This window comes from Edaphobacter bradus (assembly GCF_025685645.1).
Classification (GTDB): Bacteria; Acidobacteriota; Terriglobia; order Terriglobales; family Acidobacteriaceae; genus Edaphobacter; species Edaphobacter bradus.
Map to the genome: position 1 here is coordinate 809,292 of NZ_JAGSYF010000001.1, position 25,349 is coordinate 834,640.

Sequence of the window (25,349 nt, forward strand, 5' to 3'; positions counted from 1 at the left end):
AAATGAGTACAGCAAGCAAACATCCTCTTGAAAATATCCTCGAGAGCCGGATTGCCATTATCGACGGAGCAATGGGCACGACGATTCGTACGTACGGTTTGAAGGAAGTCGATATACGCGGCGAGAGGTTCAAGGATTCGAAGAAGGACCTGCTGAACAACGGCGATCTCTTCTCTCTGACACAACCGAAGATGATTGGCGACATTCATCGCCGGTTCCTGGAGGCCGGAGCTGACATCATCGAGACGAACACCTTCGGAGCGACCAGCATCTCCCAGAGCGAGTTCTTCGTTGACGACCCGCGCGAGCACGGCGGCCGCAAGGATCCTGAGTTCTACCAGAAGATCATCGAAGACAAGTTCCTCGGCAACCTCGCCTCAGAGATCAACGAACAGTCGGCGCGCCAGTGCCGCGAGTGGGCCGATCGCGTTGCCAACGAGACAGGACGCCAGCGTTTTGTGGCCGGAGCGATAGGGCCCCTGACGGTATCTCTCTCGAATTCTCCCGATGCCGACGATTCCGGCTTTCGGGTAGTGACATTCGATCAGGTAAAGACCGCTTACGCACAGCAGGTACGCGCTCTGATCGCCGGCGGCTCAGACCTTCTTCTCGTCGAGACGATCTTCGATTCGCTCAATGCAAAGGCGGCGTTGGTGGCCATCCGCGAGGTCTTCGAGCAGGATGGCCTGACTGCAAATAATAATGAATTGCCGGTAATGATCTCAGCCGCAGTAGGACGCGGAGGCGAGACCATGATCTCTGCACAGACAGTCGAAGCATTCTGGAACGCCGTCGAGCACGCGAAGCCGCTGTCGGTTGGGCTCAATTGCTCGCTCGGTCCTGACCTGATGTATCCGTTCCTGGAGGAACTCTCAGAGAAGGCGAACGTGGCGATCTCCGCCTATCCGAATGCCGGTTTGCCCAATCCGCTTTCACCCACCGGCTTTGATCTGGAACCGGAAGACATGGCACGTTATCTGGGAGACTTCGCGCGCGGCGGATTGATCAACATCGCAGGAGGATGCTGCGGCAATACGCCCGAGCACATTGCGGCCATCGCCACGGCGCTCGAAGGCCAACACCCGCGCAAGCTCAGCAAGTTTGAGGTCGCAGCGTGAGCAGAACCGAGAACGCGTCCGCAGAAGGGAAGTTCAAGCCGCTGCGTTTGTCCGGTTCGCAGCCATTTACGCAGCAACCTGGCGTCTTCATCATGATCGGCGAGCGGACCAATGTGGCGGGGTCGCCAAAGTTCGCGAAGCTGATCAAGGAAGGCAAATACGAAGAGGCGGTAAGCGTAGCACGTCAGCAGGTTGAAAATGGCGCCAACGTCATCGACATCTGCATGGACGAGGGCATGATCGACGGCGCCACAGCAATGACGCGCTTCCTACAGTTGCTGGCAAGCGAGCCTGAGGTTGCCAAGATGCCCTTCATGGTGGACTCCTCGAAGTGGGAGGTCATCGAGGCGGGCCTGAAGTGCCTGCAGGGCAAAGGCATCGTTAATTCGATCTCGCTGAAAGAGGGCCAGGAGAAATTTGTTCAAAACGCCCGAACAGTGCTGAAGTTCGGCGCGGCAGTGGTGGTGATGGCCTTCGATGAGCAAGGCCAGGCAGCAACCTACGAAGACAAGATCCGCATATGCGAGCGCGCCTACCGCATTCTAGTGAACGACGTGGGTCTTCCTCCAGAGGACATCATCTTCGATCCCAATATCCTGACTGTTGCCACAGGCATGGAGGAGCACAACAACTACGCGGTCGATTTCATCAACGCGACACGCTGGATTAAATCGAATCTCCCTCATGCCAAGGTTTCGGGAGGTGTCTCGAACATCTCGTTCAGCTTTCGCGGCAACAACAAGGTCCGCGAGGCCATGCACTCCGCGTTTCTGTATCACGCCATCGCGGCGGGCCTGGACATGGGTATCGTTAACGCCGGCCAACTCGAGATCTACGAAGAGATTGAGCCGGCGCTGAAAGAGCTCGTTGAAGATGTTCTTCTCAACCGCCGGTCCGATGCGACGGAGCGCCTGGTGGAGTTCGGAGAGACGCTGAAGGCCGCAGGCGGTGGCGCATCCGCGAGTGAGAAGAAGACCGAGGAGTGGCGCAACGGCACGGTCGAGGAGCGCCTTACTCACGCGCTGGTCAAGGGGATCGATACCCACATCGAGACCGATACCGAGGAAGCCCGCGTCAAACTAGGGCGTCCTTTGCAGGTGATTGAAGGCCCCCTCATGGACGGCATGGGTGTTGTCGGAGACCTGTTCGGAGCCGGCAAGATGTTTCTGCCACAGGTGGTCAAGTCTGCCCGGGTCATGAAGAAGGCGGTAGCCTACCTGACGCCCTTCATGGATGCCGAGAAGGCTGAGATGGCTGCGGCCGGCCAAGAGGTCAAGTCGCAAGGGAAGATCGTGCTGGCAACCGTCAAGGGAGACGTTCACGACATCGGTAAGAACATCGTGGGGGTTGTGCTCGCGTGCAACAACTACGAGGTCATTGACCTCGGGGTGATGGTCCCCGCGGAAAGAATTCTGGAGCGCGCCAAAGAGGTAAGGGCGGACATCATCGGGCTCAGCGGCCTCATTACGCCCTCGCTCGACGAGATGGTGCACGTGGCCCGCGAGATGGAGCGCCAGGGCTTCAAGCAGCCATTGCTCATCGGCGGCGCAACTACCAGCCGGGCGCACACGGCCATCAAGATTGCGCCACATTACAGCGAGCCGGTTATTCACGTGCTGGATGCCAGCCGTGCAGTGCCTGTATCGACCAGCCTTCTGAGTGAGGATGGCAAGTCTGCCTTCGTGGAACAACATCGCGCCGAATACGAGGCGGTGCGGAAGGCTCACTCCGCGCCTCGCCAGCAAACCGTCCCGCTGGAGGTCGCTCGTGCAAGGCGCACTCCGATTGAGTGGCGTGCCCAGGATATTGAAGCGCCCTCATTCACGGGCGTGAAGGTACTAGACAACTTTCCGCTCGCGACTCTGCGCGAATTCATCGACTGGTCGCCCTTCTTCCATACCTGGGGTCTCAAGGGCATCTACCCCCGTATCTTCAATCATGAGGAGTACGGCGCACAGGCTCGCCAGCTCTTCAAAGAAGGGAATGCGCTTCTTGATCGAATCGTCGAGAAGAACCTCATCACCGCGCGCGGTGTCTACGGTTTTTTCCCGGCTAACGCTGTTGGCGATGATGTCAAGCTTTACACCGACAAAACGCGCACAAGCGTGCTGGCGCGATTCCACTTTCTGCGCCAGCAGGCAAACAGGGAAGGCAGCGAGCCCTGCCGTTCGCTCGCGGACTTCATTGCACCGAAGGAGACAGGACTCGCCGATTACATCGGCGCCTTCGCGGTAACCAGTGGAATCGGCCTGAAGGAGCTGTGCGATCGGTTCAGAGCGGAGAATGACGACTACAACGCCATCATGGCCGAGGCCGTAGCTGACCGCCTAGCGGAAGCCTTCGCCGAATGCCTGCACAAGCGGGTACGCGATGAATGGGGCTACGGCTGCGTGGAAAACCTCAGCAACGAAGAACTGATTCAGGAGAAGTATCGAGGAATCAGGCCTGCGCCGGGCTACCCTGCGTGCCCCGATCACACGGAGAAGGGAACCATCTGGCGGCTGCTCGATGTCGAGGCGAATACGGGGATGCGAATCACCGAATCGTTCGCGATGTGGCCGGGATCAAGCGTCAGCGGACTCTACTTCGCGCACCCTGAGTCGCGTTACTTCAGCCTCGGAAAGATCGACCGGGATCAGGTTGCCGACTATCACCAGCGCAAGGGAATGAGCGTGGCTGATGTGGAGCGATGGTTAGGGCAGAGCCTGAACTACGACCCAAGTTAGGTACAACCCTTTCAGAAACCGTAGCCCAAGCCTTGCGGACCTGCTTCGTACGTGTTACAAAGGAAATATTCCAGTCTGCCTTTGCGCAGATTTGAATTTCATGAAGAGTGGTTGAGGGACGAGCCCTTTGACGCCACGACAACCGGACAGAACAAAGGCGTACCGGTGTCAACTCTCTCCTGGAAACAGGGAACATGAGATTCGGAGACCGCAGCCGGTTGTAGGGTGTGCATCCGCATTTCTCCTCCCCGGCTGGTAACAGCCCCAACACAGAGAGCCTGTCAATAGCCGGTATCCTCTTTCCGCTCGGAGAGAGTGCGATGAGCTATTCGTGTACGGCGTATGAGCTGAAGTGCAATGAGTGCGGCAAGCGATTTGAGAATCAGCCGCTTTCTGCGTGTCCGGATTGCCTTGCTCCTCTGGAGGTGGCCTACGATCTGGATGCCGCGCGCGGTGTCTTTTCCAAACGGGCTATCGCTGCGGGACCTCCCAATATCTGGCGCTACGCCGCACTGCTGCCCATCCCAAGGGGATTTGAGCCGGATCTGCCGGTTGGCTTTACGCCGCTTGTGAAGGCGAAGAACCTTGGAAAGCGCATCGGGGCAAACAATCTCTATGTGAAGAACGATGCCGTCTGCTTTCCGACGCTGAGCTTCAAAGACCGTGTTGTGTCGGTCGCGCTCGCGAACGCTCAGGGATTTGGCTTCGAGACTGTGGGGGCCTCCTCGACGGGCAACTTGGCCAACTCGGTGGCAGCGCAGGCTGCACGGCTTGGCCTGAAGGCCTGCATTCTGGTGCCGGCCGATCTGGAGCCTGCGAAGATTTTGAACACGCAGGTGTATGGCGCGAGGCTGGTGCGAATTGATGGGAACTACGACCACGTCAACCGGCTCTGCACGCTGATTGCGGATGAGTACAACTGGGGATTCGTGAATGTGAACCTGCGGCCCTACTATGCGGAGGGTTCGAAGACGGTGGGCTATGAGATCGCCGAGCAGCTTGGATGGCGTCTGCCGGACAACGTTGTTGTGCCCATGGCCGGAGGCTCGCTGATTCGGAAGATTCGCAAGGCGTTTCAGGAGCTTGTGTACCTCGGCCTGGTGGAGGACAAGCCGGTGCGGTTCTTCGGCGCGCAGGCTACGGGTTGCTCGCCGATCGCGCAGGCGGTGAAGGAAGGCCGTGACTACATCGAGCCGCAGAAGCCGAATACGATCGCGCGGTCGCTTGCGATTGGCAATCCTGCAGATGGCCCTGCGGCGGCGAAGATGATTCAGCTGAGCGGCGGATGGGCCGAGGATGTCTCGGATGTTGAGATCGTCTCAGGCATCCAGGAACTGGCCGAAACAGAAGGCATCTTTACGGAGACGGCGGGCGGCGTGACTACGTCTGTCACGGCGCGACTGTATGCGCACGGCCGCATCTCGCCGGATGAGCTTACCGTTACGTGCATCACGGGAAATGGATTGAAGACAACAGACGCGCTGGTTGGCCGCTATGAGGAGGAGAGGGCGGTGCGGCCACGGTTGGCCGACTTTGGTGCCTATCTCCGTGAGATCGATGTAGCGACCGACGCCGAACTGGCTGTAGCAGGAGGAAAGTAAGAAGACATGTCGATTAAAGTAACGTTCCCCACCGCCTTCACCCGCCACACCGCCGGCACGAAACAGTTCGACTCCGCGGCTGAAAATCTGCCTGCGCTGCTTGCGGATATCGACAGGACTTTTCCGGCGCTTGGGTCGCATATCAAGGATGAGGGTGGCAAGCTGCGCCGCTTCATCAACATCTATGTGAACGATGAAGACATTCGTTTTCTGGGTGGAGAGACGTACTCTTTTCAGGATGGCGATGAGGTCATGCTCATCCCCTCGATCGCGGGTGGGGCAGCGTAAGGGCTAACCCGGCGGGATCAGATATTGAGGTGCCCGTATGGGCGTGCAACGCATCACGACTGCGGTTCGCTCTTATCGGTTGCGAGGGAAGTGAGGGTGCGAGATGTTTCTTGGGCTGGCTGTTGTCCTGGTCATCGTGTGGTTATTTTTCTTTCTTTTGATCAAGACAGTCGGCGTCCTCATCCACCTGCTTCTGCTCTTTGCGGTTCTCTCGCTGATGATGCACTTCATCAGCAGGCGGAGGGCGGTCTGAATGGGGCGGGCGCAAGTACGACGTAAGGCCGAGCCTGTGCAGGCTCAGCCTTATTGTTTAGGACAGGTTGGAATGCTACTGGTGTGAGACCGGCTGGATGTCGATGCCAACTGCCGGAAGCACGGGAGCGAGACCCTCGGGAGTTTCGGGCTGAAGCTCCGGGAGCTTGCCTTCGAGGGCTATTTGGAGAACTTGATCCATCTCCTCGACGAAGTGCAGCTTCATGTCGGTCTTCAGCAGATCGGGGAGGTCGGCGAGGTCTTTGCGATTCTCCTCAGGCAGAATTGCCTCAAAGATGCCGGCACGATGGGCGGCCAATAGCTTCTCCTTCAGCCCGCCGATGGGAAGCACTTTACCGCGCAGGGTGATCTCGCCGGTCATGGCGATATCGCGCCGCACTTTGATCTTGGAGAGCGCACTGGCAAGCCCGGTAGCGAGCGTGATGCCGGCCGAAGGACCGTCCTTGGGGATGGCGCCTTCAGGGACATGCACGTGGATGTCCACGTTGCGATAGAAGTCCTTGGGCAAACCGAGATGCTGGGCCCTGGAACGCACGTAGCTGAGTGCTGCGTGCGCCGACTCCTGCATCACATCGCCCAGTTGGCCGGTGGTAGTGAGCTTGCCCTTACCGTCCAGGACCTGGACCTCAGTTTGGAGAATCGTGCCGCCCATCTCGGTCCAGGCAAGGCCTGTAACGAGACCAACCTCGCTCTTCTCGTGCACCTGAGAGTCGCGGAACTTCGGAACGCCGAGAAGGTCAGCGAGATTTTCCGCCGTTACCGTCTCTTTATATTTCGGTCCGTTCTTCACAACGCGCCGCGCTACTTTGCGGCATACATTGCCGATCTCGCGCTCCAGGTTTCGGACGCCTGCTTCGCGAGTGTAGTAGCGAATAATCTGGCGGATCGAGTCTTCTTCGAAGATGAGTTGCTCATCTGTAAGACCAGTTGCCTCACGCTGCTTCTTGACGAGGTACTGCTTGGCGATCTCGAGCTTTTCGAGCTCGGTGTAGCCATGGAGGCGGAGGATCTCCATGCGGTCCTGAAGCGGGCTGGGAATGGTGTGCAGGACGTTTGCTGTGGCTACGAAGAGCACCTGCGAGAGGTCGTACTCGACGTCGAGGTAGTGGTCCTGGAACGAGGTGTTCTGCTCGGGGTCGAGGACTTCGAGCAGGGCACTGGCGGGGTCACCCCGGAAGTCGGAGGCCATCTTGTCGATCTCGTCGAGCATGAAGACGGGATTCTTGGTTCCGGCCTTCTTCATCGACTGGATGATCTGGCCGGGGAGTGCGCCGATGTAGGTGCGGCGGTGGCCCCGAATCTCAGCCTCGTCGCGTACGCCGCCGAGCGACATGCGTACAAACTTGCGTCCAGTGGCCTTCGCGATGGACATGCCGAGCGAGGTCTTGCCGACGCCCGGAGGTCCAACAAAGCAGAGAATTGAGCCTTTGGGATTCTTGACGAGCTGACGGACAGCAAGAAACTCGAGAATGCGCTCCTTGATCTTCTCCAAGCCGTAGTGGTCCTGGTTGAGGATCGTCTCAGCATGCTCGATAGAGCGAATCTCTTTGGAACGCTTCTTCCAGGGAACAGCGAGCAGCCAGTCGAGGTAGTTGCGCGAGACGGTCGACTCGGCGGACATGGGCGGCATCGCCTCGAGCTTCTTGAGCTCCTGGAGGGACTTGTCGAGCACATCCTTGGGCATGCCTGCCGATTCGATCTTCTTCTTCAGCTCGTCGAACTCAGACTTTTCGCCGCGTCCAAGCTCCTTCTGGATGGCCTTGATCTTCTCGTTGAGGTAGTACTCCTTCTGGGCCTTCTCCATCTGCCGCTTGACGCGTGACTGGATGGTGCGGTCCATGTTGAGCTTCTCAATGGCTACGTCCAGGACGTCAGCGACACGCGAGAGGCGCAACTCGGGATCGAAGACCTCCAGGAGTTGCTGCTTCTCTTCGATGGAGAGCTGGAGGTTTGCCGCAATGGTGTCGGCGAGTTTCGTTGGTTCATCAGCGCGGACACTGGCCGCCATGGTCTCGTAGTTCAGCGACTGCTGCAGCTTGACGTATTGCTCAAAGAGCGAGTGCACGCGCTGGGCGATCTGTTCAACCGCGGGCGTCAACTCAAGATGGGTGCGGCCGGTGCGGACAGTTGCGACGAAGAAGCCATCAACATCGGTGACCTCAGTGGCGCGGGCGCGCTCGACGCCTTCGACCAGCACTTTGATGTTGCCGTCCGGCATCTTGACGCTCTGGACGATGTTGCCGATGGTGCCGGTTTCGTAGATATCGCCCGCGCTGGGTTCGTCGATCGAGGCGTCGTGCTGCGTGGCCAGGAAGATCTTGCGATCGCCGGAAAGAGCTTCCTCAAGGGCACGCACGCTGGACTCGCGACCTACGACGAACGGCGTCATCATGTATGGAAAGATGACCATGTCGCGGATCGGCATCATGGGAAGCTTGCGAACTTCGCCGCTCAGTTGTTCTTTTGTCGGATTTGTCATTGCTCTCCCCAATTAGACGCGCTTGACGCTCTAGCGATGCAAGCAGCGACGGCTGCGGCTTCATGTGATTGTAATGCGTCGAGAAGCCGTGCGCGAGTACTCAAAAGTGGTGGTTTTGGGAGAGGCAGCTTTGTTGCCAACATTGGAAAAACAGGAGGGTTATGCGGATTCCCGCTGTGGAAAAGTGAGGTCATTCGGACGTGTAACGGGCTTCCCGAGACAGAGAGTCCGGGTGAGAAGAGAGGTCTTAGACGTCTGCTCAACCAGCCTTTTCGAGGAGTAGAGGCAAGGTGAGGTCACGGTTTTTGACCATGGCCTCGGTGATAGTGATCTCCTTAACCTTCTTGTTGCCGGGCAAGTGATACATGAGGTCGAGCATCAGTTCCTCAATAATCATGCGCAGACCGCGTGCGCCAACCTTGCGCATAAGCGCTTCGCGGGCGATAGCTCGGGCAGCATCGTCGGCGAAGGTGACCTTGACGCCTTCGAAGTCGAAGAGTTTGGCGTACTGCTTGAGGATTGCGTTGCGGGGCTTGGTTAGAATCTCGATGAGCGCGGCCTCGTCCAACTCATCGAGGATGCCCATGACAGGCAGGCGGCCGACGAACTCCGGGATCAGGCCATACTTCAACAGGTCCTGCGGCTCGGCCTGGCGGAGAAGTTCGGAGTCTCGCTGAGCCCGGATCGGCGTGACGTCGCCTTCCTTAACGTCGGGATCAGAGATTGCGCGGAAGCCAAGGGCCTTTTTGCCGACACGGCGCCCAATAACCTTTTCCAGGCCTACGAACGCTCCGCCGCAGATGAAGAGGATGTTGGTCGTATCGACCGCGGTGAACTCCTGGTGCGGGTGCTTGCGGCCGCCTTGCGGTGGGACGTTGGCGACGGTGCCTTCGAGAATCTTGAGAAGGGCCTGCTGTACGCCTTCGCCAGAGACGTCGCGAGTGATGGACGGGTTCTCATCCTTGCGGCCGATCTTGTCGATCTCATCGATGTAGATGATGCCGCATTGCGCGCGGGCTACATCGCCGTCGGCCGCCTGCAGGAGTTTGAGGATAATGTTCTCGACATCTTCGCCCACATACCCGGCTTCGGTGAGTGTGGTCGCATCGACGATAGCGAAAGGCACGTCGAGCATCTTGGCCAGGGTGTGCGCCAGAAGAGTCTTGCCGGAGCCGGTGGGGCCGACGAGAAGGATGTTCGACTTTGCGAGCTCAACGTCATTGCCGCGCGTCTTGTTCATCTGGATGCGCTTGTAGTGGTTGTAGACGGCAACGGCCAGCTTCTTCTTTGTTGTTTCCTGCCCGATCACATACTCATCGAGGAATGCCTTGACCTCGTGAGGCTTGGGAAGATGAGCGGCAGCTGTTCCGGGCTGCGTTTCGGTGCGGTCGTCCTCGAGGATGGAGTTGCATACAGCCACGCACTCATCACAAATGTAGGCCCGCGGGTAGTCCGAAGGGGAGGAGATGAGCTTTGCAACGGCATCCTGCGACTTATGGCAGAACGAGCAACGAAGTGATTCTTCTGAGCCCCGGGACGTTTTCATAGATAGGACGACTCCTGACAGCGCAGTACTGAGATGCACTGCTATTAAAAATTTTACACCCGTTTGGCTTGAAGCTACGGTCGGTCAAGGTTACCGGGGTACATCGAAATGGTCATTGATGAGGAAAAAGCCCGGGCACTGCCCGGGCTTCTAGGATATGCTCAGGAGCGCTCAGACTCGAGGCCGATCGATGATGTCATCGATGATGCCGTACTCCTTGGCCTGCGGGGCCGTCATGATGAAGTCACGCTCGACGTCGCGCTCGATGCGCTCAAGCGTCTGGCCAGTGTTCTGGCTCATGAGCTTGTTGGTGATCTCGCGGATGCGGAGAATCTCGCGAGCGTGGATATCGATGTCGGTCGCCTGGCCACTCAGCCCCCCCATGGACGGCTGGTGGATGAGGATGCGGGAGTTGGGAAGAGCGAACCGCTTGCCCTTCTTGCCCGCCATCAGCAGGAAGGCTCCCATGCTGGCAGCCTGGCCGATGCAGAAGGTGACGACATCGTTCTTGATGTACTGCATGGTGTCGTAGATCGCCAGGCCAGCCGTAATGGAGCCGCCGGGCGAGTTGATGTAAAGCTGAATGTCCTTCTCCGGATCCTCACCGCTAAGAAACAGCATCTGCGCAATGATGACGTTCGCGATGTTGTCGTCGATCGGCGTTCCCAGAAAAATGATGTTGTCACGGAGCAGACGGCTGTAGATGTCGTAGGCACGCTCGCCACGGCTCGTCTGCTCGATCACCATCGGTACTAGTCCCATAACACTCTCTTTCTCTCGTCCCAAGTTTGCATGGATGAACTCAGTTGAATTCTACGAGGCCAGCTTATCGTAGAGGAGGCTTGCTGTCTTTTCGCGGCGCATCTGCTCACGGATGCGGTCGAGGCTGCCATCGCCGGCAAGGCGGCCGCGCATTGCCTCCAGAGGCTCACGCGACTGAATGGAGAGCATCAGCAGCTCGCGATCCAAATCTTCGTCGGCAACCGTGACGTTCTCGGCCTCGGCGATTTTGTCGAGGATCATCGAAGCCTTGACCTCGTTCAGAGCCTGATCGCGCTGTGCTTCGCGCAGGCTGCCAAAGTCGAGCTTGCGCATGTCCTCAGGCTTCATGCCTTGCTGCGCCAGCGCGCGGAGACCGCGGTCGAGCCTGGCGTCCACCTGCTGCTGCACAAACGATTCGGGAACAGGGAACTGGTACTTCGTCACAAGCTCCTGCAGCAACTTGTCCTTGGCCTGACTTTCGAGGGAATTCTTCTTACGGTTCGAAGCATACTCGCGCAGCTTGGTCTCGAAGTCGTCCCAGCTTTCGTAGCTACCGAGCTGCTTAGCAAACTCGTCGTCGCGCTCGGGATAGATCTTGCGCTTGATGCTCTTGACTGTGACGTCGTAACTGACAGTCTGGCCCGCAAGCCGCTGCTCGCCAAAGTCGGCGGGATATTCGACCTCAAACTTCAGCTCCTGGCCGGGCTTTGTGCCGCGCAGCGCCTCGTTGAAGGCAGGCAGCGTATTCTTGCCGCCGATCTCAACCAGGACGTCCTCGCCGGTGACAGGCTCGCGCTTCGACGGGTTCTGGAGGCCCTCCTCCGTCACGGTCTGGGCAAGGTCCTTGACTTCGCCCCTGAACTGAATCTCAGCCCAGTCGCCATCGACCAACGCGCGGTCTTCTTGAACGGGCTCGACGGTGGCATGGCTGTCGAGGACGCGGCTCAGCTCGGCGTCGAATTCTTCGTCGGTCAATGCCACGTCGGGCTTAGCAATCGTCACGGCGTCGTAGCCGCTGATGTTCAGTTCGGGAGCGACCTCAAACGCAGCCTTGAACTTCAGAGGCTGGCCGTCGTTCAACTGCATGTCGAGCAGTTGCGGCTCAGAGATCGGGCGCAGCTTGCGCTCGTCGATCGCCTTGCGGAAGCGATCCGATACAAGGCTCTCAAGAACCTCCTGACGAACCTCGCGGGCAAACTTTGTGCGAACGAGCGACTCGGGCACCTTGCCGGCGCGGAAGCCGGGGATGCGTGCCAGCTTCTGGTAGCGCTTGACCACCGATTTGAATGCCTTCGACACCTCGTCGGCGCCGACCTCAACCTCAATCTCGCGGGTCAACTCGGGGTTGAGGGAGGGGGCGGCGTGATGATGGTGCTCATGGCCATGGTCGTGGTCGTGATCATGCGCGTGGGTGTGCGCAACTTCAGACTGCAGTTCAGCAGTCCCATTCGTCTCTGTTGTCTCAGTCGGAGTCAATTCAATGCCTTCCAGGGGGCGCGTCAATGTGCCGGGGCACTCGCTCGGGAGTTCGCCGTGCGGCCTGCGCCCTCTTACTACTGTACGGGCCTTACTTGCGAGGGGTCAAACCTGCACGGTCGTACTCTGCGTGGGGCTGCTAGAGGTGTGACCTGTCCACTGCTGTGAGAGGAAAAATTTCAAGCCGGATGCGCCACGTGGCGGACTGGCCGGGGGCCAGAGTGACCATGCCTGTGTCCTCATCCGCGGGCCACTCCCGGCCAAAGGGATCGTCGTAGTTGAACTGCGGGGAGATGGAGATAAAGCTCTTGTCTGCCGGGGCGTAGACCTGCAATGCCTTGATGGTTGAGGTGAGTGTGGTGATGCGCAATCCGTAGTGGTTCTCCGGATCGCGCACTTCCACGGTCGGCCCGTTCTCGAGCAATCCCTGCCGGAGATGCACGAAGGTCTCATCCAGGCCAAGGCTGCCGAGCGGCGCGCCGTTGGGTTGGGTGAAGTCGTACTCTCCGCGCGTTGCGGTCAGCAGCTTTCCGGTCGGCAGGCCGGACTTGCGGTCCTTCACCTCAGTGCGCACGTCGCTTGGCAAGCGCAGCCTCACCGAAGCGCGATTGCCCAGGATCGCGAACTGAGGCCGCCAGCCCAGCCCGATGGGCTCCGGTTGGTCGCCAGTGTTGCGAGCGACGATCTTCATCTCCATGGCCCGGCTATCCAACTGCACGGTCGTCGTGACCTCAGTTTGAGAGAGCCAATGGCCATCAAAGTCACCTGCGGCGAAGACACCCTGCGCCTCGCCGCCGTCTGGCATCACATTGGTATTGGCCCGGCTCGCGGCCTGCCCCAGCAGAAGCCCCCCAGCCGCTGTCGCTGCTCCGACGTTGTGCCGGCCAGCTGGAAGGTTCACCGTGTGACCTTGCCATGAGACATTCATGGTCTCGCCGTCCGGCCCTATGCTTCCGCGGATCAGGCCCGCCCAGGGAGCTTCAAACGGACCGCCCAGGGAGAGGCTGCCTGAGTTCACCGCGGCGGCTGGATCGTTCAACATCTTCGTGGCCCTCTCCAGGGAAGGGGATGCGAGGAGTTGAACTTCACCCTTCTCAGGGAGATAGGCCGTGATCTGTAGCAGATCCATTCCTCGACCAGGCAGCAGCGTGGCCTTCAGAAACTCAGGCGCGGTGCCAGCTTCGACCTGCGTGCGCTCGAGAATGATGGGGTCCTGGCCACCAGGGCGAAAAGATGGCATGGGTGGAGGCGGAGCAGGCCTCTTCAGCTCGGCCTTCAACACTGCAAAGCGGCCATGCTGGTGTGCGCGCCAACCGAGCGTTAGTACCAACAGGACAAGCGCCAATAGCAGGACAGTCACAAGCCCGGAGCGCATAAGGGTTGCGCGCCAAACCCTGTCTGGCAATTGGAGAAACCACCGCTTCACGAGAGCGGCATACATTCGACTGATCCTGTGCTCTTCCAAAAAACACCCATTCCCTTGTAGGAGTTGAATGAATCTTACGTAACCGGAGCCCCGGAAGCATGGCACCGTAAGGATGGACGTATTGGTTCTATCATCGGATACAGTGAAACGTTCAAATCTGCTTCCTCCCGTCCTTCAGAAAGCCCGCTCTTCGATCATCTCGTGCGAACGATGTCCGCGACTCCGAGAGTATTGCAAGGGGATCGGCGAGAAGAAGAGGCGGGCCTATCAGGACCAGACCTACTGGGCGCGGCCTGTGCCGGGGTTCGGCGACCCGCGAGCGAGCGTCCTGATCCTGGGACTGGCGCCCGGAGCACACGGCGCAAACCGGACGGGTCGGCCGTTTACCGGGGATGGCTCCGGCTACTTCATGTACCCGGTACTCCACGAGGTGGGCTTTGCCAATCAGCCTGAGGGCGTCTCGCGCGATGATGGGCTGAAGCTGCGGCATGCATGGATTGCGTCCGTTGTTCGGTGCGCTCCGCCGGGAGACAAGCCGACGCCGCAGGAGATCCGCAACTGCGCTGGCCATCTTGCGAGAGAAATCAAGGCACTGAGCCGCATCCGCGTGGTCGTATGCCTTGGGAAGATCGCCTTCGATGGATATATGGCGCATCTGCTGGAGACCGGAGTAATTGCGAAGAAGTCTGACTACAGATTTGTCCACGGAGCGCATTATGAGTTGCCGGATGGCGTTCATCTGCTCGCCAGCTACCATCCTTCTCTCCGCAACACCAACACGGGACGCCTGGATGCTGCGATGTTCACCCGGATCTTTGTACGGGCAAGGGAATTGGCGGGGCTTTCGGACTAGAATCTGTTCTTTTCGTCGCGAAAGACATTCAGTGCCACAAACGCGGGTGAAATTACCATGGCCAGAAATGTGACTGCGATCAGAAAGTCCTTCATTGCACACGCTCCTGATTCACTCTAACTTTTCACGGGAAGATATAGGCTTCTTCTGAGCGGACCGGGGCACGGACAGCTATTATCGGGAGCGGTTCCGCAGTGAGACCCTTACTTAGCGCCTCCATGCAATCCAACCGATCGCCATTGCATCGAATCCAAAGCAATGTGACATCCATCGTGAGGTAGATCGCATGAGTGCAAAGAATTGTTGGCTCGCCTTTGGTATCGGAGTTGCCGCCGGAGCGGCGATGGCTCTGCTTTACGCCCCACAGAGCGGGGCAAAGACCCGCAGACGGCTGCGCCGGGGTGTCGAGGATGCAGGCGACTACCTTGAGAGCGCAGGCGACTACCTGAAAGAGCAGGCAGAGCGCTTCAGCGAAGAGGCCCAGAAGGCGCTGGACCGCACGCGGAGTCAAGCTGAGTCCGTTGTCGGCAAGGCGAGCGACGTTGTCTCGGGGGCCGTGAAGTCGGCGCAGTCATTGGTGTAGGAGACAGCGGCTACTTGACTTTTCATCTAAAAAACAAATGCCCCGGTTGATAGATAGCCGGGGCATTGTTAAAGTGATCGTTGAGGGTTACACGGCTGTCAGAGCAAAGCCGGCAACCTTCTCTTCGCCATCGGAGGAAATCGGCCGATAGAACAAGGCATTGTTCTCCATGTAGACCTCCAGAAACGCCGGCCGTTGTGCGATGCCGCCGCCGATGAGTGCCTCGGAGAGCGGATCTTCGATGTACTTCTGCAGAGCACGGCGCAGCGGACGAGCCCCATAGGTACGGTCTGAGGCAGTCTTTTCGATGATCCACTTCTTCGCGCTGTCGGTCACCGAGATTGTGATCGACTTGTGCACGAGGTTGGTGTTGAGCTGCTGCACGAGCAGTTCGAGGATCTGCATCAGGTCCTGGTCGGTGAGCGAGGTGAAGATGATGATCTCGTCGAGACGGTTCAAGAACTCAGGGTTGAAGGTGCGCTTGACCTCACCCCTTACGAGTTCCTCCATCTTGTCCATCACCATGTCTTCTTTCTCGCTCTGGAAGCCGAGCCCCTGGCGCTTCTGCAGGTGCTTGGCCCCGATGTTCGAGGTCATGATGACGATGGTGTTCTTGAAGTCAACCGTGTTTCCAAGGCCGTCGGTCAGTTGACCATCCTCAAAGACCTGCAAGAGCAGGTTGAAGACGTCGGGGTGGGCCTTTTCGATCTCGTCGAGCAACACGACACAGTATGGGTTGCGCTTGACGCGTTCGGTGAGCTGACCACCCTCTTCGTAGCCAACGTAGCCCGGAGGCGAGCCGATGAGCTTGCTGACCGAGTGCTTCTCCATGAACTCCGACATGTCAAAGCGGATGAGCGCTTTTTCGCTGCCGAAGAGGAACTGCGCCAGAGTGCGCGCCATCTCGGTCTTGCCAACGCCGGTGGGTCCGAGGAAGAGGAAGCTCCCGATCGGACGCGCCGGGCTCTTGAGGCCTGCACGGGATCGCCGGATGGCACGTGCAAGCGCGGAGATCGCCTTTTCCTGCGAAATCACGCGCTTGTGCAGCTCCTCCTCGACGCGAAGCAGACGCTGCGTCTCTTCTTCTTTGAGGGACGTGATTGGCACGCCGGTCCAGCGGCTGACGACCTCCTCGATGTCCTCGCGGGTCACGATGCCAGCCGAAGAGTCATCAAGATGGTATTTGTCGCGGAGGGCGCGGAGGTTCTCACGCTCCTTGCGCTCTTCGTCGGAGTAGAAGCGCGCCTTCTCGAACTCGTGGTTCGCGATGGCGTTCTCCATGCGATGCACTATGAACTTGATGCGCTTCTGAACCTCGGTCAGTTCTTCGGGAAGGGAGGTCTGGCGCAGCTTGACGCGTGCACCGGCTTCGTCGATGAGGTCGATCGCCTTGTCGGGCAGGAAGCGGTCGGGGATGTAGCGGCTGGAGTGCGAGACCGAGAACTGGATCGCGTCGTCAGTGTAGCTGACGGCGTGAAACTTCTCGTACTTATCCTTGATCCCCATGATGATCTTGACTGCGTCCTCTTCGGTCGGCGGAGGAACCTTGACTGCCTGGAAGCGGCGCTCAAGCGAACGGTCCTTCTCGATGGACTTCCTGTATTCAGCCGGCGTTGTGGCGCCGATGCACTGGATCTCGCCTCGGCTCAGCGCAGGCTTGAGGATGTTGGCTGCGTCGAGCGACCCTTCAGCCGAGCCAGCGCCAACCAGCGTGTGCAGCTCATCGATAAAGACGATGGAGTTCTGGTTCTCCATCAGCTCCTTCATGATGGTCTTGAGACGCTCTTCAAACTGACCACGGTATTTCGTTCCGGCCACGATGAGCGACAGGTCGAGTGCCAGGACTCGCTTGTCGGCCAGGAAGCTGGGAACCTCGCCGTCGGCGATCTTCTGGGCCAGCCCTTCGACGATGGCGGTCTTGCCGACGCCAGGTTCGCCAATGAGCACAGGGTTGTTCTTCGTCCTGCGGCAGAGAATCTGGACCACGCGATCGACTTCGGCGTCTCGACCCACCAGGGGATCGAGCTGCTGGTCCATTGCCGACTGCGTGAGATCGCGGGAGAACTCCGCCAGCATGCTCTGCTCGCCGCGCTGTTTGCTCTGCGTGGAAGGTGCTTTCTCCTGGGTCGTCCGCTGCAGCTCCTCACGGATGGCCGGCAGCCTCAGGCCGCGCTCCTGCAGAATCTCAGCGGCAAAGCACTTCTCCTCGCGCAGCAGGCCCAGCAGAAGATGCTCGGTGCCGATGTGCTTGTGAGAGAGGCGCTCGGCCTCCTCGGCAGCGTAGGCCAGTACGCGCTTGCACTCATTGGAAAGAGGTAGATCGACCGACGTCGACACCTTTTCGCGAATCGTTGTATGCCCTTCAATCTGCTTGCGGATCGACTCCACCGACGCATGCGACCGCAGGAAGCGGTTGGTGAGCGCCTTGTCCTCCCTAAGCAGTCCCAGCAGCAGGTGTTCCGTCTCAATGTAAGGTGACCCGAACTGACTGGCCTCGTAACGGGCGAAGAAGATTACCCGCCGTGCCTTTTCTGTATAGCGTTCGAACATGTTCTCCCTTTCGAACCGGCCACTCCTGGCCCGAAGGCCAATGAGCGCCTCTTGTACAACCATCTCCGCGGTGCCACTTCGCGAAGACCCTTCGGGCTACTTCCACCTGCAAAGCACCCATCCCATTAACAGTGTAGCTGCCCGTGCAACATCTCCGTAATACCGCGAAAGTAGTGATCTAACCTAGCACTACTTTTGACTTTGCCTGTGCAAAACTAGCACTAAACGAGGTGCACTGGCTTTCTGTCAGGCCAAGCGCCCCTCGCGGAGGCGCAAAATTCTCCCGCAACGCCCTGCAAAGTCAAGATTATGCGTGACAATGACGCTTGTGAGTCCGTGAGCCTGATGCAGGCCCCGGATTAATTCGAAGACTGCTTCAGCCGTCTTCGAATCCAGGTCCCCCGTAGGCTCGTCCGCCAGCAGTATCTTCGGTTCGGTAACCAAGGCTCTGGCGAGAGATACGCGCTGCTGCTCCCCTCCGCTCAGCTCGCCGGACCTGTGCTTTGCTCGCTGGCCAAGACCGACTTCCCCCAGCCAATACTGAGCACGGTCAATGGCAGAGGACTTCTTCATCCCCCTGGCCAGCAACGGCATAGCGACGTTTTCGAGTGCGGTGAACTCCGGCAGCAGGTAGTGGAACTGCCAGACATATCCAACATCCCGGTTGCGAAAGTCGGCTGCCTGCTTCCGGGTGAAGGAACTCAGCCGTTCGCCACCGCACCAGACCTCGCCGGCTGAGGGCTTGTCAAGCGCGGCAAGCAGGTGCAGCAGCGTGCTCTTGCCCGCGCCGCTCTCTCCGACGATCGCGACCATCTCGCCTGTGTATATCGTGAGATTGAGTCCACGAAAGAGCTCAAGCCCGCCTTTCTCCGAACCGGGCACAGCCGGGTAGACCTTGGTCAAACCCTCCGCACGCAGTACGACCGTCCGCGCCGTCGTCATCGACAATGGCTGCAGGGAACTGATGTCGTCCCATTCGGCGCTTCTTTCGCTCAAGCCCGCACCCCGCAATCCACGTATGTCACCATCCTATTCATAGCGCAGCGCCTCCGCCGGCAGGACCTTCGCAGCCGATCCGCTCGGGTACAGCGTAGCGATCAAGCTAACGCCTAACGACACAGCAGCCACAATCACCGCATCCCACACTCGCGGCGCAAAAGGCAGATAGTCGATGGAATAGACCGCAGCGTCCAGATGGATAAAGCGATAGTGCCCACCCACCCAGCTCAGTGTGTAGCCGAGGACCAGCCCCAGCACGGTTCCGATCACGCTGATCAGCAACCCCTGGAGCAGAAAGATTCTGCGCACCTGTTCCTCACGCACGCCGAAGCTCATCAGCACAGCGATGTCGCGCGTCTTTTCCATCACCATCATGGTCAGGGCGATCAGGATATTAAGCGCCGCGACGCAGACGATCAGGGCCAGGACGATGAAGGTCACAATTTGCTCCAGCTTCAGGGCGCGGAAGAGCTCTCGGTTCTGCTCCATCCAGTTCGTTGTCTGAAAGCCCTTGCCGGCTTCGGCCTCGATTGCACGTCCCACTCTATCGGCGTGGTACAGGTCATCGACCTTGAAGCTGATCACCGAGATCAGATCGGGCTCGCTGAACAGTCGCTGCGCGTCAGCCAGCCGCATGAACGTGTAGCTTGAGTCGTACTGGTAGAAGCCCGACTTGAAGATGGCCACGACATCGCACCTTTGATAGCGAGGGATCAAGCCCATCGGGGTCAGCTCTCCCTGAGGACTTGTGACCAGCACAGTGTCACCGACACTTGCGCCAAGGGTCTCCGCAAGATCGCTACCGATGACGATGGGGGGCATCGGCTGAAAAGCCTGCCCACCCTGAGGGTGGTCTTCGTGGGTAGACATTGGCAGCAGCTTCGTCCCCACAGCCGCGGGCTCAAGAGCCGCTGAGGAGCCACCCTTGACTGCCTGCAGCAAGTCGCTCACCGTGCGCTCTTCTTCGGGAATCACTCCCTTGATCAGCGCTCCACCACTGCGCGCGCCGCGTGAGACCAGAACCTGCCCGTAGAGACCGGGAGCCGCAGCCGTCACGTGCGGAACCTTCCGCAGCCGATCGAGCAGCGGCCTCCAGTCGCGTATTCCATCGGCAGCCACACGCATCAGATCAACATGTGCGGTTGACCCGACCAGCCTATCCTGAAGGTCGCGCCGCATCCCGTTAGTGATTGCGAGGGCAATGATCAGGGAGGCCACACCTGCCGCCACGCCAATGACGCTGATCGCTGTGATGACCCCCACCACTGCCTGCCGTCGCTTGGCTCTCAGGTAACGCGTTGCAATGAAGAGTTCGAATCGCATCTCGAGTCCAAGCTTACTACCCGCGGGTGAGTGCTGAAGAGGCCGGAGCGCGAGGCACCTGCGATCCTCCGCATAGAGGTCAACGCACTATCGCCTTCACCGCAGCCATGTTGTCGTACCGGTCGTAGACCCTGACCGCCAGGACATGTTCTCTTGCGTCAGCGACCGGGGCGACTGCAGGAGGGACATCCACTGTGAAGTCGTATCGCTCAGTCAGCGAATCCGATACTTTGCCGACGGGCTCAAGGTACTGCCACGGGCCAGCATCGACGCTGTACTCCGCGTGAGCAATGGGCGAGGTAGCGTCCCGAGCCTCAAGCGTGGCGTGAATCTTTCCAGCCGTCATCGTCGCACTCAAGGCTCCGGGAACCGGAGGTGTTGTATCGACCACAAACACCTCGCTAACCCGGTCGCCTGATAACGCGTCGGAGTCGGTGTGCACCGGTGAGTCGCTCGCAACGACCTTCAGCTCGTAGCTCCCATCCGGCAGCAGGGAGGCATCGAAGCTGAGAAATTTGTCCGTGATCTTGTCTTTCAATAATCTCCAGTTCGACTCGCCTACGCCGCGATACCAGACGGCGAATATCATCTCGTCGCCGTTGTCGTCGTGCGCCTGCCAGCGCGCCGTCACTGCTGTCTTGTCCTTCTGAGCGGTCAATGGAGTCGCATTCGCGTCCGGCTGAAAGGTTACTGCCGGCGTGGTCGCTGCAGGGAACGCGATCTGTACCGTTGTGGTCGGCGGCAGACCGCCACCTGCAGCAACTCGCGCGCCTGCCTGCACTATGATCTCGTCCACGACAGGGGCGACGTTCTTCGGCAGGTAGTTCATCGCGACCGAATCGACGGAGCCGCCGGTTCGCAGCACTGCCTTCCACTGCACAAATCTTCCCGGAGGTGCTGAAACCGCTCCGTTCGGAGAGATGCGTGACCACTCGCTCCAGCCCATCTGTGGGCTCTCCACGTTTCCGCTGCGCACGTAGAGATCGTAGGCTCCAGGCGCTCCCGCGCGGACTTCAACACGCCCCCACCGCGAGAAGCCCTGTGCATCAAACACCTCGCTGGTATAGGTCGCATTCCTGGATGACTCGTCCGCCAACCGGAAGACCTTGCCACCATTGCTCGTCGCCACCAGAAGCCCGTCCTTCCCAGTCGCAAACGCCATACCCTGGGACGCCTCAAGGTGGGCTACATCTGAGAACTGCCCGGGCATCGCAGGGTCAATCCTGTAGATTCGTCCCCGGTTTCCAGTTGAGGCAAACAGGCTGCCATTGCGGGTCGCGAGTGCATAGACGACATCGTCCTTCAGCGTCACCAGCTTTTGCGGAGTTCCATCCGGTGCAATCCGGTAGATCTCGCTTCCGTCAGGCACCAGAGAGTTCGTTCCGGCCGCCGTTGATGATCCCGGTTGCACAAAAGTCACCGTCACCCCGACGGTGCCCGTTACAGGCAACGGCGGAAGGGGAGTTGCTCCGCGGGAGCCCACCCCTGAGGCGTACACGTTCCCCGTAGCATCGATCGCAAGAGCAGTAATCTCCTTTCGCGGAGCCGCGTAGGCGGCGAACGGTTTTGCCCCCTCTGCCTTCGTATCGATCCGGTAGATAACTCCAGCGCCGTCGCTGCCCACCCACATGGTTCCGTCCTGCCCCATCAGCAGGCAGCGAATATGCTGATCTGCCGTCTTGAAGAAGACCTCGGCCTTGCCTCCTCCGGCAGGAACCCGGTAGACCACTGCGGGGGCTCCGACCGCGACGTAGACCTCGCCGGCCTTGTCGACGGCCAGGTCCCAGAGATACTTCGGCTTCTCCTCGGTCGTCGCAGGGTCAAAGAGTACCGTTGCCGCTCCACCGCTCGCGGGAATCCGATAGACCTTTCCGTCCGGGGATGTGGCTGCCAGCAAGGATCCGTCAGGCGCTACGAGCAAGGACTGGACGGCAAGCTCTTTGCTGTCAAAAAGCTTCGAAGCCTTTCCGTCAGGCGTGACTCGCATCACCAGGGCAGAGGCCGCTGTGCTTCCGCCCAGCCCCAGATAGCCATTGCCGGCGGCGTCGCTCGTCAGAGACCACACATAGCTCTTGCCCGTGTCGTAGAGCAATGCCTCAGCCGGTCCCGCTTCCAGCCGTCCATCGCTCCTGATGGCCACTCCATCGGTGGAGCCCTTCTCCATCTGCTCGTAACGCTCGACGCTCCACAGTTTTGTTCCCTGCGCGTATGCCATCTCAGACAGTAGGGAAGCCGCCACAATCAGCCCAGTCACGAATCTCGGTCGCATCATTCTTCCCAAAGTCTAAACGCTGCAAACAAAAGACGAGAGCCGCAGCCCCGGTCTTTTCTCATTCCTTGCTTCCTGCTAGTTTGCCAGCACCACCCGGTAGCGCACCTGGTTCTTCTTGACCCTCGCAACGGCATCGTTTGCCTTTGCCATTGCGAATCGTTCCGTGACTGCCTTGATGCCGTGCCGCGCGACGACGTCGAGCATCTCGTGGAGGTCCCGAGGGCTTCCGGTGTTACTGCCTGAGACGGCCTTCTGCCCCAAAATCAGCGGAAACGCCTGAATATTGATCCCCGAAGGCGGCACGCCCACCACGCACAGCACCCCCTTCGGCCGCAGAGCGTTGACATACCCCTGCCAGTCCTGATCCGCGCCCACAGTCGACAGCAGAAAGTCCAACGACCCCGCCACTTTCTTCAGAGCGCCCGTATCTCTCGTATTCACGAAGTTGTGCGCTCCCAGCCTTTTCGCCTCGTCTTCCTTGTCCTTTGAGGTAGAGAACGCCGTTACCTCGGCGCCGAATGCCCTGGCGAACTGAATACCAAAGTGTCCAAGGCCGCCGATTCCGATAACGCCTACGCGCGATGAGGGCCGCACTCCGTGATTGCGCAGCGGGCTGTACACCGTGATGCCTCCGCACAGCAGCGGAGCGACGTTTTCGCTCTCAAGCACATCCGGAACGGGAATCGCGAACCGCGAGTTCACGCGGATATTGTCCGCGGACCCACCGTTTCGCCCGACGCAAGTAGGTTGCGTTTGAGCGCACAGGTGCTCATCGCCTTGACGGCACCACTCGCAGATGCCGCAGCTGTCGGCCTGCCAGCCCACGCCAACTCGTTCGCCGATCTTGCGGTCACGCACACCGGAGCCAACGGCAACTATGGCGCCGACGATCTCATGCCCCGGAATGAACGGGTACTTGCTTAGACCCCAGTCGTTATCGATCAGGTGAATATCGCTGTGGCAAACCCCGCAGTGCGAGATCTTGATCTCGACCTCGTTCGTCTGCAACTCTCTCGGATCGAACTTATACGGCAACAACTGCGCACCGGCCGCATGCACAGCCAATCCACGAATCTCACTCATCAGGAATCAGTTCCCTTTGCGCGGGAACCAACGCACCCGCAGCGTCCCTTGATGCTACAACATCGCTGTAAACGCCCCTTCGTGCGAGTGCTGCAGGTGCCGCTTATCGAACAGTCAGGGTCAATACCCGCGATCCGGCCACTGAATATCCGGTCTCGACCGACCCCAGGTCGACAACACTCTCGCCGGTCAACTGCATCTTCTGAGCCTCTTTGAGAGGCCCGAGCACGTTCGCCATCGATAGCGGGAGACCCGGTAGGGCATCCCCCTCCAGTACCGCCTGAGCGGTGTGGTCAAGCAAGGTCATGAAGACTCGATCGTTCGGGTGCAAACGGTTCACCTGCGTAATGGTGTCGTCGAGGCCCACGGTGTGCGTAACGACTCCTGTTGGCTGCAGGAGACGGTCGACTGTCGCTCCATCGCTGATCAATATCCGGTAGGAGCCCGGAGCGATATCTGCCGGGAGCCTCACCGGAAGCCTGACGATACGCGGAGGAGCTTGATAGGGGTGAATCGTAGCTTCGACCTCAATGGTCTCACCGGCAAAAGCTACAACCCGGCCTAAACGCGCATCCTCGATAACGGCTGTTCTGCGCTCGGGAATCTCCTCCACCTTCAGCGTGAGACTGGTCACCGTAGGCTGATCGAGAGCATTGCCGTAGACCTTGCTGAAGCGATCGGTCACATAGAGTGCCGCATTGATCGGTGCGGGATTCAGATCGTTCTGGGCCATGATTCCGTTCAACTGGATGGGACTATGGCCTTCCACCGCGATCTGTCCACTGAGACGGTAACTCATCTCCGCAGCGGCAGAGTTATTTCCCTGAAGGCTTTGGTAGACCGAAACGAGCATGGCCGAAGGCGTGAGTCCGCGATTGTCGAGAACCTCGAAGTGGTAGCTCTTCGTCCTCGCCGGATTGCCGGGAGACGTGACATCAACGATGACCGGAATCATCCTCGCCTTCACTCCGAAACGTCCCATGATTGCGGAGGAGCGATCCTCGGTGAAGGCGCCCACGGTCTCGGTTGTGTTGACGATCTTGAACGCGTTCAGGGGCGAGGGAAGAGTCGCGAGAACTGCCGCCTTGGTCATTGGCATGGCCACCGGGCCGTATTGCGTGATGGGGTGACCGCACGCGAGCAGATGCGAGGCATCCACATAGGTCACCGTGCAGGTTCCGGCGATGGAGAGGTCCCCTTGCACAAGAACCGCGCTTACTGCAGAACCTGGGAGCAGGGGCTCCGGCTGCGACGCCTTTGGATCGGAGCCTCCGAGCCCAGCGACCGGAGTCAATCCCATTGCGCGGAAGCGATCGCCGAAGCGCTGAACGGCATCCTGGGTGAACCCGCTGAACACCAGAGGGGTATCCATGGGTCGGATCTCGGGCTGGCGCTCGGTCGCCGCTTGGTTTGTGATTGGTGCGGCCGCAGGCGATATCGTTTCATCGCGCACCTCGAGCATCTGCTCGATGGGCGTAATGCCCGCGATAGGCTCTTTGCTGAACTGGCCGATCCGGTAGCTCAGCGCGCCCGCCAGCCGTCCGTCGATGTACACCGGACTGCCGCTCATTCCGGCGACGACTCCTGTGTACTCAGGTTTCTGTCCGTGCAGACGGGCAAGAATCATGTCCTCGCCGGGCCCTAGTGCGTCCTTCAGGACTCCCAGGATCTCCACTCGCATCGGCTCAGGAGAGACTCCCTGAAATACCGTATAGGCAACGCCCTCAAGCCCCTGTTTTACCTCGGAGAGGGGGAAGATTCTTGTCTCGGCGGGGGGAGACGCCGGCAGAGCGGCAGAGAAGGAATTGCCATCGGCAGAGGCTGTCATCGTCTGAGCCCGCAGAATCCCCGTAAGGCCCCAGCCCAGAGCCAGGCAGGCCAGCCACCGCGTCTTTCCGCTAGCGATCACGTCTACAAGAGTAGAGCTTTTAGGCCACAACACCAAACCGTACTCCGAACTGCCACCCTCCCGGGTATGGGATTTCATCCAC

18 protein-coding genes and 1 riboswitch are annotated in these 25,349 nt (G+C 59.4%); of the genes, 7 read left to right on the forward strand and 11 right to left on the reverse strand.

The features are described 5' to 3' along the window. Positions 1 to 2: 2 nt before the first annotated feature. From OHL16_RS03375 to OHL16_RS03395, 5 genes are all read left to right on the forward strand, one after another. Complete coding sequence (locus OHL16_RS03375) at positions 3 to 1,118, forward strand: homocysteine S-methyltransferase family protein (RefSeq protein WP_263365651.1); 1,116 nt, start codon at positions 3 to 5, stop codon at positions 1,116 to 1,118. Beyond that, on the forward strand, positions 1,115 to 3,844 hold the full coding sequence (gene metH / locus OHL16_RS03380; protein ID WP_263365652.1) for a methionine synthase: 2,730 nt from the start codon (positions 1,115 to 1,117) through the stop codon (positions 3,842 to 3,844). The genes OHL16_RS03375 and metH overlap by 4 nt, the downstream gene beginning before the upstream one ends. Before the next feature lie 95 nt (positions 3,845 to 3,939). Then, positions 3,940 to 4,045: riboswitch (SAM riboswitch) on the forward strand. Positions 4,046 to 4,164: 119 nt separating this feature from the next. After that, positions 4,165 to 5,445 carry a threonine synthase gene (gene thrC, locus OHL16_RS03385; protein ID WP_263365653.1) on the forward strand — a complete coding sequence of 427 codons (1,281 nt, stop codon included), beginning with the start codon at positions 4,165 to 4,167 and terminating at the stop codon, positions 5,443 to 5,445. 6 nt (positions 5,446 to 5,451) lie between these two features. Continuing rightward, the gene (locus OHL16_RS03390) at positions 5,452 to 5,733 is read left to right on the forward strand and encodes a MoaD/ThiS family protein (protein WP_263365654.1); all 282 of its coding nucleotides are present in this window, start codon (positions 5,452 to 5,454) and stop codon (positions 5,731 to 5,733) included. Between the two features lie 103 nt (positions 5,734 to 5,836). Continuing rightward, positions 5,837 to 5,986, forward strand: coding sequence for a DUF5670 family protein (locus OHL16_RS03395; RefSeq protein WP_263365655.1), 150 nt, complete (start codon positions 5,837 to 5,839; stop codon positions 5,984 to 5,986). Between the two features lie 75 nt (positions 5,987 to 6,061). Here the strand turns inward: OHL16_RS03395 and lon are convergent, their stop codons facing one another. The 5 genes from lon to OHL16_RS03420 all read right to left on the reverse strand — a co-directional run bounded on the left by lon (position 6,062) and on the right by OHL16_RS03420 (position 13,710). Then, positions 6,062 to 8,485, reverse strand: coding sequence for an endopeptidase La (lon, locus tag OHL16_RS03400; protein ID WP_263365656.1), 2,424 nt, complete (start codon positions 8,483 to 8,485; stop codon positions 6,062 to 6,064). Between the two features lie 259 nt (positions 8,486 to 8,744). Then, the gene (gene clpX / locus OHL16_RS03405) at positions 8,745 to 10,031 is read right to left on the reverse strand and encodes an ATP-dependent Clp protease ATP-binding subunit ClpX (protein WP_263365657.1); all 1,287 of its coding nucleotides are present in this window, start codon (positions 10,029 to 10,031) and stop codon (positions 8,745 to 8,747) included. Positions 10,032 to 10,202: 171 nt separating this feature from the next. Then, on the reverse strand, positions 10,203 to 10,793 hold the full coding sequence (gene clpP / locus OHL16_RS03410; protein ID WP_263365658.1) for an ATP-dependent Clp endopeptidase proteolytic subunit ClpP: 591 nt from the start codon (positions 10,791 to 10,793) through the stop codon (positions 10,203 to 10,205). A gap of 51 nt (positions 10,794 to 10,844) precedes the next feature. Further along, complete coding sequence (tig, locus tag OHL16_RS03415; RefSeq protein WP_263365659.1) at positions 10,845 to 12,269, reverse strand: trigger factor; 1,425 nt, start codon at positions 12,267 to 12,269, stop codon at positions 10,845 to 10,847. Between the two features lie 139 nt (positions 12,270 to 12,408). After that, complete coding sequence (locus OHL16_RS03420) at positions 12,409 to 13,710, reverse strand: aldose epimerase family protein (protein ID WP_263365660.1); 1,302 nt, start codon at positions 13,708 to 13,710, stop codon at positions 12,409 to 12,411. Between the two features lie 127 nt (positions 13,711 to 13,837). On the opposite strand from OHL16_RS03420, the gene OHL16_RS03425 reads away from it, so the two are divergent. Together OHL16_RS03425 and OHL16_RS03430 are read left to right on the forward strand one after the other, a co-directional pair. Then, a complete protein-coding gene (locus OHL16_RS03425; protein WP_263365661.1) occupies positions 13,838 to 14,548 on the forward strand; it encodes a uracil-DNA glycosylase in 711 nt (236 codons plus the stop codon). A gap of 286 nt (positions 14,549 to 14,834) precedes the next feature. Further along, positions 14,835 to 15,131 carry a YtxH domain-containing protein gene (locus tag OHL16_RS03430; RefSeq protein ID WP_263365662.1) on the forward strand — a complete coding sequence of 99 codons (297 nt, stop codon included), beginning with the start codon at positions 14,835 to 14,837 and terminating at the stop codon, positions 15,129 to 15,131. An 87-nt stretch (positions 15,132 to 15,218) separates the two neighbouring features. Here OHL16_RS03430 and OHL16_RS03435 read toward each other — a convergent pair whose 3' ends face one another. The 6 genes from OHL16_RS03435 to OHL16_RS03460 all read right to left on the reverse strand — a co-directional run bounded on the left by OHL16_RS03435 (position 15,219) and on the right by OHL16_RS03460 (position 25,345). Next, a complete protein-coding gene (locus OHL16_RS03435; protein WP_263365663.1) occupies positions 15,219 to 17,681 on the reverse strand; it encodes an ATP-dependent Clp protease ATP-binding subunit in 2,463 nt (820 codons plus the stop codon). 246 nt (positions 17,682 to 17,927) lie between these two features. Next, the gene (locus OHL16_RS03440) at positions 17,928 to 18,623 is read right to left on the reverse strand and encodes an ABC transporter ATP-binding protein (protein WP_396127150.1); all 696 of its coding nucleotides are present in this window, start codon (positions 18,621 to 18,623) and stop codon (positions 17,928 to 17,930) included. Between the two features lie 87 nt (positions 18,624 to 18,710). Beyond that, on the reverse strand, positions 18,711 to 20,003 hold the full coding sequence (locus tag OHL16_RS03445) for an ABC transporter permease (protein ID WP_263365665.1): 1,293 nt from the start codon (positions 20,001 to 20,003) through the stop codon (positions 18,711 to 18,713). Between the two features lie 79 nt (positions 20,004 to 20,082). Beyond that, positions 20,083 to 22,275: a ligand-binding sensor domain-containing protein gene (locus OHL16_RS03450; RefSeq protein ID WP_263365666.1), complete on the reverse strand. Its 2,193-nt coding sequence runs from the start codon at positions 22,273 to 22,275 to the stop codon at positions 20,083 to 20,085. A gap of 75 nt (positions 22,276 to 22,350) precedes the next feature. Then, on the reverse strand, positions 22,351 to 23,358 hold the full coding sequence (locus tag OHL16_RS03455) for an NAD(P)-dependent alcohol dehydrogenase (RefSeq protein WP_263365667.1): 1,008 nt from the start codon (positions 23,356 to 23,358) through the stop codon (positions 22,351 to 22,353). 103 nt (positions 23,359 to 23,461) lie between these two features. Next, the gene (locus tag OHL16_RS03460) at positions 23,462 to 25,345 is read right to left on the reverse strand and encodes a SpoIVB peptidase S55 (RefSeq protein ID WP_263365668.1); all 1,884 of its coding nucleotides are present in this window, start codon (positions 25,343 to 25,345) and stop codon (positions 23,462 to 23,464) included. Positions 25,346 to 25,349: the final 4 nt, after the last annotated feature.